The organism is Arthrobacter sp. M4 (assembly GCF_020251205.1).
Taxonomy (GTDB): Bacteria; Actinomycetota; Actinomycetes; order Actinomycetales; family Micrococcaceae; genus Arthrobacter.
Genome location: NZ_JAIWYX010000023.1, coordinates 39,382 through 47,864 on the forward strand (window position 1 = coordinate 39,382; position 8,483 = coordinate 47,864).

Below are 8,483 nucleotides of genomic sequence, written 5' to 3' on the forward strand. Positions count from 1 at the left end.
GGCAAACGTGGAGCCAGAAGGCTTGATAACACCCAACCTGCCCTCTGTCGCGGCAGCATCGCAGGGGAGTCCGATCGCAGCAGTAGCGGCAGCCGCCTTGGGAATGTTCGCAGTGACGCTAGATGCCGTCGTCGTTAACGTTGCATTGCCCAGTATTCGGCAGGACCTGGGAGGTGGCATAGCGGGTCTCCAATGGATCGTGGACGGTTACACTCTGACCTTCGCCGCGTTCCTGCTCTCCGCGGGCTCGCTTTCGGATAGGCTCGGCTCCCGACGATCCTTCGGTATAGGTGTGGCGCTGTTCGTGGTCGCCTCCGTGGGGTGCGGCCTTGCCCCGAACTTGGTAGCCCTCATTGTGGCGCGGCTTGCTCAGGGTGCAGCGGCTGCGGTGATGATGCCATCATCGATGGCCGTCATCGCGCAAGCCTTCCCTGAACCCGCCCGCCGTGCGCGCTCAGTTGCGGCATGGGCAATGGGCGGAGCTGTCGCATCCAGCTCGGGGCCAGTCATCGGCGGTCTGCTTACACTTGCTAGCTGGCGGCTGATTTTCTTGATTAACCTCCCTGTCGGCCTTCTCATAGTGTTTTTGCTGATTTGCGCGGGACGGCCGACCGCTACGCAGCGACGAAAGGTTCCGTTCGACTGGGTGGGTCAGGTGACAGCCATTCTGGCGATGGGCAGCATTATTTACGCAACTATCGAGGCCGGTTCAGTGGGCATCCAGGCACCCCAAGTCCTGGCCACACTGGCCGTCGGCGTGGCGGCGTTCGGTGGATTCGTCCTCGCCCAGGCCCGCGGGAGACACCCCATGATTCCGCACGAGTTGGTGCATTCAAGAACGGTTTCCATCGCCTCAGCTGTTGGCTTCGCCTTTATGGTCGGCTTCTATGGACTCCCTTTTGTGATGAGCCTCTATCTCCAGGAGGGCCGCGGTCTCACCGCCCTGGAAACTGGCTTGGTCTTCCTGCCGATGATGATCATCGGCCTGATCGTGACGCCCTTCACCGCTTGGCTCATCGAACGAATCGGCGCACGGCGCTTGGTCACAACTGGCCTCATAGTGATGGCGACTGGCCTCGCATCCGTTGCACTCGCCCCCGCGCAGACACCTGTTTGGGTACTTTCGACCATCATGGTGGTCGTCGGCCTGTCCGGGCCACTCATCATGCCACCCATGACGAGCCTGCTTCTAGGCAACGTGGCCGGACATGTTTCCGGGACGGCGAGCGGCGTTTTTAACACGAGTCGGCAGATTGGCGGTGGCCTGGCGGTCGCAGTCTTTGGCGCTCTCTTGGCGGAGCGTTCTGAATTCAACAGTGGAGTGGCCGCAAGCCTGTCCACGGCGGCCGCGGTTGCCCTGATTGCGGCAACGGCCAGTCGATTCCTCCCCACAGGAAACGAGTCCGCGATCGGCAGGCATACGCAGGCGGCAGCACCGCCGTCGTAATCGTGCGGGGTGAGCACCTTCGAGGGTTTCAACAACACGGGTGGCCAAGCCTACTCACGGTAAGGGTGGCCCTGCCGGTGGCAGTATAAAGAGGGTATCCCTCATCGACATGCCGGTACTTAGGGTAGAACCATGACTCACTCGATGACATACGGGCACTTGGGGCGATCCGGTTTGAAGGTCAGCCGCATTGCCCTCGGGACCATGAACTTTGGTTTCACGGCTGACGAACCGACCAGTTCCGCGATCATGGACACCGCCATTGAAGCGGGCATCAACTTCTTTGACACCGCGGATGTCTATGGCGGCCTGCAAACCCCCGACATGAAGAAGGGCTATGGGATCTCGGAGGAGATCATTGGCCGGTGGATGAAGCAAACCGGGCACCGCGACGACATTGTGCTGGCTTCGAAGGTGTACCAGCCTATGGGGCTGGGGCCGAACGATCGCAGACTTTCGGCCTACCATATCCGCCGTGCCTGCGAGGCGAGCTTGCGGCGGCTCCAGACCGATCACATCGACCTCTACCAAATGCATCACATAGACCGTGCCACCCCATGGGATGAGATATGGCAGGCCATGGAGCAACTGGTCCGCGAAGGCAAAATTAGCTACGTCGGTAGCAGCAACTTCGCAGGGTGGGATATCGCACTCGCCCAGTCAGTTGCTTCGTCCCGGCACTTCCTCGGTCTGGCTTCGGAGCAGAGCCTGTATAACCTCACGAATCGGGCCGTGGAGATGGAGCTGATTCCTGCACTCCGCCATTTGGGTGTAGGTCTACTGCCCTATAGTCCGCTAAGCGCTGGGCTGCTCGCCGGGGCGCTTGAGGGCGCCGCTGCCCGGCAACGGTCCGGCGGAAAGGTACACCCGCAACTTGAAGCGAACCGTGAAAAGCTCGAAGCCTACGAAGGATTGTGTCGCGAGCTGGGCAACAAGCCGGCAGACGTGGCCCTTGCCTGGCTTTTAGGTAACCCGGTCGTATCCGCTGCGATCATAGGGCCACGCACCGTGGAGCAGATGCGTGACGTCCTCGGAGCCGTCGACGTGCGGCTGGATGCAGAAACCGTGGACCGGCTGGACAGGATCTGGCCCGGACCAGGCGAAGCCCCGGAAGCCTATGCATGGTGATCGTACAGCTAACTGCCAGGACCGGTGAGATGAACGTGAAGGATGCGGAAAGAACAGACGCTCACGGGCGAATGTCGGACTACTCGGCGAGCAAGGACGAACACGCCCCGGATGTTCAGCCCAGCCAGAACCAAAGCTCCGGAATCGTCGTCTACGACAGAAAGTGGGGCTGGTTTCGGAGGTCGCAACGTGCAGTGAAAGGAAACGTCGAGTCCGGCGGACAGGCGACCCAGGCAGACGTACGCCGTGACGACGACAGCTCGATAATCTACTGGCCTCTGCCTTAGACGACCGGTGCTACGAAGACGCCGTGCCAGATCCGTCGGATTGGCGGATTATGAGCGAGGCGTCGGACGCCTGGGCTGTTGTTGCGAATCAGATTGAGTGCTCGACTCTGTTGAGGAATCCGCTTGCTGCGTGGCTGACCATGAAGCGAGCAGGCGTAGGGCTTCTTCGGAGACGGAACCAGGTTCGGCCGTATAGATAAGGAGTGTGAGGCCAGGTTCGGCATCCACTGACGAACCCTGCCAGGTGAGAGTGAGATCGCCTACGACCGGATGGTGGAAGCGTTTGCTCCCCGCACCATGGCGAATGACGTTGTGGGCGCCCCACCGTGTGCGGAAGGCGTCGCTGCGTGTGCAGAGTTCGCCTACGAGATCGTGCAATTCTTTATCGTGAGGGTTTCGTCCAGCTTCTGTACGGAGGACATCCACAGTCATGTCGGCGATGACGTCCCAATCGGGGTAGAAGCGCCGGGCGACCGGGTTGAGGAATTGGAAACGCGCCATGTTCGGCGGCGTGGTGTCGCTGCTGTACATGTCAGCGAAGAATGCTCGGGCAAGTTGGTTGGCTGCCAGCAAATCCAATCGGCCGTTGAGCACGAAGGCGGGGCCACCGGTGACGGCTGCCAACGTCCACTGCAGGCTCTTGGACGGCGTCCATTCGGTGCTGGGGCGAGGCCGGGGCCTGGCTAGTGTGTCGGAGCCATCTGCGGCCTGAACCAGGTGCAGCAGGTGGGCGCGTTCGACGTCGTCCAGCTGGAGCGCACGGGCGACACCTTCAAGAACTGCAGGGGAGACGCCGGCAACGTGCCCGCGCTCGAGCTTGGCGTAGTACTCGACACTCACGCCGGCGAGGGCCGCGACTTCACTCCTGCGCAGCCCGGGAACGCGGCGCCGGGTTCCAGCAGCCAGCCCGGCTTGCTCGGGTGTGATCTTTGACCGCCGTGAGGTGAGGAACTCACGTACTTCCTGCTGGATATCCACGTATCAACGGTACGACACACAGTTCGACATGGCTCGCCGAAGGGATGTACTGCCGGTACACCCCTCACCAGGGTCTCGCTACATGGACGGAAAGGCGGTTGGCTGGATGGTGAAAGTTTTTCCGCGCGGACCGGAATACCGGGCCGATGACCGAACAATGACCGACTGATTATCACAACGTTTGGAGGAGTACCGACTATGCGCGGTGTTTTGATGTACGGCCCCGGCGACTTCCGTGTGAACGATCGCACGGACCCGGAGATACTAAAGCCCACCGACGCCATTATCCGAGTCACAGCGACGTGTGTATGCGGCTCGGACCTATGGCCATACCGCGGTGACGACGCCATTGACGGTCCCTCGCCTATAGGTCACGAGTACGTCGGGGTCGTGGAAAGAATTGGCGCTGAGGTCACATCTGTAAAGCCTGGCCAGTTTGTGATTGGGGGCTTTTCGGCTTCGGACAACACTTGTGACCACTGCCGGGCCGGATACCAGACTTCCTGCGTGCAACGAGTATGGATGAACGACATGGGGGCCCAGGCAGAGCTGCTGCGTGTTCCGCTAGCGGACGGCACTTTGGTTCCTACTCCTGGGACACCAGATACAGATCTGATCCCCAGCTTGCTTACTGCCTCAGATGTGCTTGGCACCGGTTGGTTTGCTGCCGTGGCTGCACAGGCCGGGCCCGGCAAGTCCGTTGCGGTAGTTGGAGACGGCGCGGTTGGTCTGCTCGGCGTACTGGCAGCCAAGAAACTTGGGGCAGAAAAAATCATCGCCATGAGCCGCCACGAGTCCCGCCAGAAGCTGGCCCTTGAGTTCGGAGCTACAGATATTGTCACTGAACGCGGGGACGAGGGTGTCGAACGAATCAAGGAATTGACGGGTGGTGTTGGTGCCGACTCTGTAATCGAAGCTGTCGGCACGCAGGAGTCCATGCTTCAAGCCATCCGTTCCGCTCGGCCAGGCGGGCATGTTGGCTATGTTGGCGTGTCTCACGACGTCCTGTTGCAGGGGCAGGACCTGTTTTTCTCCCATGTCCACCTCCACGGAGGACCCGCCCCGGTAAGGCAGTACTTGCCCGAACTGATCGACATGATCTGGAGGCGGGAAATCAATCCCGGTAAAGTCTTCGACCTCGAACTTCCATTGGAGCAGGCTGCTGACGCCTACAAGGCAATGGACGAGCGCAGGGCTATCAAGGTCTTGCTTCGCCCATAACAGCTGAACGCCGGACTCGGGCGGTCCCCGTGACGCTTGATCCGTCCGCACCTTCGCTTCACTGCTCGACTGAGCTTTCACGAGACAACGTCCTAAAGGGAAGGCGAGAATCATGTCCCGAGTCCTGGTTACCGGTTCGAGCGACGGTCTCGGCCGTGCGGCGGCTAAGGCTCTGCTCGACGACGGTCATTCAGTTGTGGTGCATTCACGCACCAGTGCACGGCTTGCCGCCGTGCAAGATCTATTGGACCGTGGTGCGGAGGCTGTCGTGGGCGATCTCGGCAGTCTGGACGAGGTGCGCGGGCTGGTTCAACAAGCAAACGCTTTGGGTCGCTTCGACGCTGTGATCCATAACGCTGGCGTCATCGGCGGTTCGTCCCTGCTGCCGGTGAACGTCGTCGCTCCCTTCGTTCTTACCGCAGAAATGGATCGGCCTGACCGGTTGATTTACCTTAGCAGCAGCATGCATCACGGCGGACGACCTGACATCGCGGGGGTGGACTGGAGTGGTGGACAAGAGTCCCGTTCCTATGCAGACAGCAAGCTCTTCGTAACTGCCCTTGCGGCGGCAGTTGCACGATTGTGGCCTGACGTATCGGCGTACGCGGTGGATCCCGGTTGGGTGCCGACGCGAATGGGCGGGGCGAGTGCCAGCGACGATCTTCGACTTGGCCACGTCACACAGGCCTGGCTCGCGGCCGGCACGGACATGGATGATGCAGTCCCGACCGGGCTGTTCTGGCACCACCAAGAAATCCGAACACCGCACCAGGCGGTACATGATGAACGTTTCCAGGCTGCGCTCATCGGCTCTCTGGCCGAATTTACGGGAAGCAAGATCCAAGGAGGACCGAAATGACGGATTGGGCCCGTACGCTCGATCGGATCGCCGCGAGCGATGATCTGCACATCGCACCGTTCCGCGCGGACGGTGCCACCTGCGGAACGCCGACCTGGATCTGGTCGGTCGTGGTGGAAGGGCGGTTGTTTGTGCGCGCGTGGAACGGTCAACGATCACGTTGGTACCGCTCCGCGATGGCCCAGCGCGGCGGCCGGATCATCGCCGCGGGGGAGACCCTGGAAGTAGAGTTCAGCCCTGGTGATCCGGAACTGAACGCACTCATTGATGAGGCTTACCTCGCGAAGTACGCCGGGAGCCCGTATCTGCCGCCCATGGTCGCCGCAGGCCCTCGCGGGGCGACGGTGGAGGTCTCCCCGAAAGGTGGACCAAATTTTTAGCAGCAATGACTGACGATGAACATGGTCAGTCATGACTTCAGCCGCAAGGTCGCCCTCGTCACCCGACGGCCGCATGGCATGTTCGCCTCGTCGACGACAGCCAATTCATAAATCAATGCCCAATGGATGGATGAGAGAAAATTCTAATGTCGCACGACACCCCTGCCACCTTCACTGACAAGGTCCAAGGACCACGTGTCGAAGAGAAGCACCCCAGTCACTGGGGAGGCGTCTACGCCATGTCGCTGTGTGTCTTCGCCCTCATCGCTTCCGAATTCATGCCGGTCAGCCTGCTTACCCCGATGGCTGCGGACCTGCAGGTCTCCGAAGGGACGGTGGGGCAGGGGATCGCGATCTCGGGTCTGTTCGCCGTGCTGACAAGCCTCTCAATCTCCAACCTCGCACGCGGTATGAACCGCAAGACGCTGTTGCTCGCTCTGACGGGCTTGATGGCGCTCTCGGGCGGGCTTATCGCACTGGCACCGGGGTATCTTCCCTTCATGGTTGGCAGGGCACTGATCGGAGTGGTCATTGGCGGGTTCTGGTCCATCTCCGCAGCAACGGCCATGCGCCTGGTGCCTGCTTCCAAGGTCCCGCGGGCCTTGGCCATCTTCAACGGCGGCAATGCCCTCGCCTCCGTCCTGGCCGCACCACTGGGCAGCTACCTTGGCTCCTTGGTGGGGTGGCGCGGCGCCTTCTTCTGCCTGGTCCCGGTGGCTGTCCTGGTGTTTATTTGGCAGCGGATCAGCCTGCCTTCCATGGAGGCACAGGTGCACGTCGGCAAGCCCGGCAGCGTCTTCGGTATCTTCACGGCGTTCAAGCGCCCACCCATCGCCTGGGGCATGGCCGCCTGCGGTTCCTTCTTCATGGGACAGTTTGTCCTGTTCACCTACGTTCGCCCGTTCCTGGAGTCAGTCACCAGGATCGATGTGGCCACGATCTCACTTGTTCTTCTCGTGGTCGGAGCCGCCGGCTTCGTGGGCACGGTCATGATCGGCCGTTTCCTCGGCAAGGGCCTCTACCGCACGCTCATCGTCATCCCCGCCCTCATGGCGCTCATCGCCGCAGCGCTGGTGCCCTCCGGTGGTTGGTTCGCCGCCGTCGTCGTACTCATGGGGTTGTGGGGCCTGATGTCGACCGCGGCGCCTGTCGGGTGGTGGAGCTGGGTCGCCACGGCCATGCCGCACAACGCAGAGGCAGGCGGTGGCCTGATGGTGGCCGTGGTTCAGACTTCGATCGCTCTCGGCTCCACCCTTGGCGGGCTGCTGTTCGACTCGACCGGACACCGCGGAACTTTCCTGGCCAGCGCCGCCGTGTTGGTTCTCGCTTCGGTGCTGGCGCTCGTGACGGCGCGCGCAACCCGCCGCGCGGCGGCTCACTAGGCCGCGTTACAGCACTAAACGAGTGGAGCTCCCCACAGCGGGGGACGGCTTCCTAACCGCAGGCTACATGGTCGAGAGATCCAACGCGATAAGGGCCCTGCTCATCACCGGAGAGCAGGCGCACTCGCGCTACTTCAGTGAGGACATCCACGCCCAGGCCTCCGGTCCGAGCAAACTGATCGTGGTTCCAGGCGCTCGCCATATCGATCTCTACGACGCGGCGTCAGCGACCTCGTCCGGATGTGTGCCTTGGCGGAGACCTTCGGTGTCCAGGTGATCCCACATTGCCACGGAATCCATGCAGCCCTTCACGCAGTTTGAGATCGACACGCCCGCACCGCACGGAGGGACGTTCGCGCTGCCGACACGTCCGGGATTCGGCATCGAATTCGAGGAAAGCCGCATCAAGGAGTCCCAAGAAATCCTGGACGTGTCGTGAGCCGCCGCTAGAGCCGATCTGTCCACCCAAGATGAGCGTGATCCGGAGGGCACCATCATCGCGTTCTGGCTTTCCCCTTGACCCCGGACACAGAGCGACTGCCGCACCCCTCGAAATGGGAGGCGGCAGTCGCACTGTCTTGTTCAAATCTGTTCAAAATCTCTCAGGAAGGGCGGTGTTGACATTGTCAACGCTTTTCGCTTCGGACTGGGTCGTACATCGGCCGGACTGGGCCGGATTACGGATGTTTTCCGGAGTTGCCTTTGTTTCCAAGGGCCGAAATCTGGTTCGAGTCCCACCTCGGGCACGCGTTTTCCCCTAGGCTGGGCGCGGTTTTTGGGCCTCCAGCCCTGTTGACACTG

10 protein-coding genes are annotated in these 8,483 nt (G+C 61.5%); 9 read left to right on the forward strand and 1 reads right to left on the reverse strand.

What is annotated here, in order from left to right; translation table 11 throughout:
• The first annotated feature begins 7 nt into the window (after positions 1 to 7).
• The 3 genes from LD110_RS21615 to LD110_RS21625 all read left to right on the forward strand — a co-directional run bounded on the left by LD110_RS21615 (position 8) and on the right by LD110_RS21625 (position 2,862).
• Positions 8 to 1,447, forward strand: coding sequence for an MFS transporter (locus tag LD110_RS21615; protein WP_225501997.1), 1,440 nt, complete (start codon positions 8 to 10; stop codon positions 1,445 to 1,447).
• A 144-nt stretch (positions 1,448 to 1,591) separates the two neighbouring features.
• Positions 1,592 to 2,575: an aldo/keto reductase gene (locus tag LD110_RS21620; RefSeq protein WP_225502006.1), complete on the forward strand. Its 984-nt coding sequence runs from the start codon at positions 1,592 to 1,594 to the stop codon at positions 2,573 to 2,575.
• Positions 2,576 to 2,604: 29 nt separating this feature from the next.
• On the forward strand, positions 2,605 to 2,862 hold the full coding sequence (locus tag LD110_RS21625; RefSeq protein ID WP_225501998.1) for a hypothetical protein: 258 nt from the start codon (positions 2,605 to 2,607) through the stop codon (positions 2,860 to 2,862).
• A gap of 48 nt (positions 2,863 to 2,910) precedes the next feature.
• Here LD110_RS21625 and LD110_RS21630 read toward each other — a convergent pair whose 3' ends face one another.
• Positions 2,911 to 3,840 carry a helix-turn-helix transcriptional regulator gene (locus tag LD110_RS21630; RefSeq protein WP_225501999.1) on the reverse strand — a complete coding sequence of 310 codons (930 nt, stop codon included), beginning with the start codon at positions 3,838 to 3,840 and terminating at the stop codon, positions 2,911 to 2,913.
• 198 nt (positions 3,841 to 4,038) lie between these two features.
• Between LD110_RS21630 and LD110_RS21635 the strand changes: the two genes are divergently transcribed.
• The 6 genes from LD110_RS21635 to LD110_RS21660 all read left to right on the forward strand — a co-directional run bounded on the left by LD110_RS21635 (position 4,039) and on the right by LD110_RS21660 (position 8,121).
• Positions 4,039 to 5,061, forward strand: a complete 1,023-nt coding sequence (locus LD110_RS21635) for a zinc-dependent alcohol dehydrogenase family protein (RefSeq protein ID WP_225502000.1) — start codon at positions 4,039 to 4,041, stop codon at positions 5,059 to 5,061.
• A 112-nt stretch (positions 5,062 to 5,173) separates the two neighbouring features.
• Positions 5,174 to 5,920 carry an SDR family NAD(P)-dependent oxidoreductase gene (locus LD110_RS21640; protein ID WP_225502001.1) on the forward strand — a complete coding sequence of 249 codons (747 nt, stop codon included), beginning with the start codon at positions 5,174 to 5,176 and terminating at the stop codon, positions 5,918 to 5,920.
• Positions 5,917 to 6,300 carry a DUF2255 family protein gene (locus LD110_RS21645; RefSeq protein WP_225502002.1) on the forward strand — a complete coding sequence of 128 codons (384 nt, stop codon included), beginning with the start codon at positions 5,917 to 5,919 and terminating at the stop codon, positions 6,298 to 6,300. The genes LD110_RS21640 and LD110_RS21645 overlap by 4 nt, the downstream gene beginning before the upstream one ends.
• Before the next feature lie 146 nt (positions 6,301 to 6,446).
• Positions 6,447 to 7,682 carry an MFS transporter gene (locus LD110_RS21650; protein WP_225502003.1) on the forward strand — a complete coding sequence of 412 codons (1,236 nt, stop codon included), beginning with the start codon at positions 6,447 to 6,449 and terminating at the stop codon, positions 7,680 to 7,682.
• A 22-nt stretch (positions 7,683 to 7,704) separates the two neighbouring features.
• On the forward strand, positions 7,705 to 7,959 hold the full coding sequence (locus LD110_RS21655) for a hypothetical protein (protein WP_225502004.1): 255 nt from the start codon (positions 7,705 to 7,707) through the stop codon (positions 7,957 to 7,959).
• A 21-nt stretch (positions 7,960 to 7,980) separates the two neighbouring features.
• Positions 7,981 to 8,121 carry a hypothetical protein gene (locus tag LD110_RS21660; protein ID WP_225502005.1) on the forward strand — a complete coding sequence of 47 codons (141 nt, stop codon included), beginning with the start codon at positions 7,981 to 7,983 and terminating at the stop codon, positions 8,119 to 8,121.
• The last annotated feature ends 362 nt before the right edge of the window (positions 8,122 to 8,483 follow it).

Coding starts and splice junctions, on each gene's coding strand:
- LD110_RS21620 (WP_225502006.1), top strand. CDS start 1,592: ATGACATACGGGCACTTGGGGCGATCCGGTTTGAAGGTCAGCCGCATT.
- LD110_RS21625 (WP_225501998.1), top strand. CDS start 2,605: ATGAACGTGAAGGATGCGGAAAGAACAGACGCTCACGGGCGAATGTCG.
- LD110_RS21635 (WP_225502000.1), top strand. CDS start 4,039: ATGCGCGGTGTTTTGATGTACGGCCCCGGCGACTTCCGTGTGAACGAT.
- LD110_RS21640 (WP_225502001.1), top strand. CDS start 5,174: ATGTCCCGAGTCCTGGTTACCGGTTCGAGCGACGGTCTCGGCCGTGCG.
- LD110_RS21645 (WP_225502002.1), top strand. CDS start 5,917: ATGACGGATTGGGCCCGTACGCTCGATCGGATCGCCGCGAGCGATGAT.
- LD110_RS21650 (WP_225502003.1), top strand. CDS start 6,447: ATGTCGCACGACACCCCTGCCACCTTCACTGACAAGGTCCAAGGACCA.
- LD110_RS21660 (WP_225502005.1), top strand. CDS start 7,981: ATGCAGCCCTTCACGCAGTTTGAGATCGACACGCCCGCACCGCACGGA.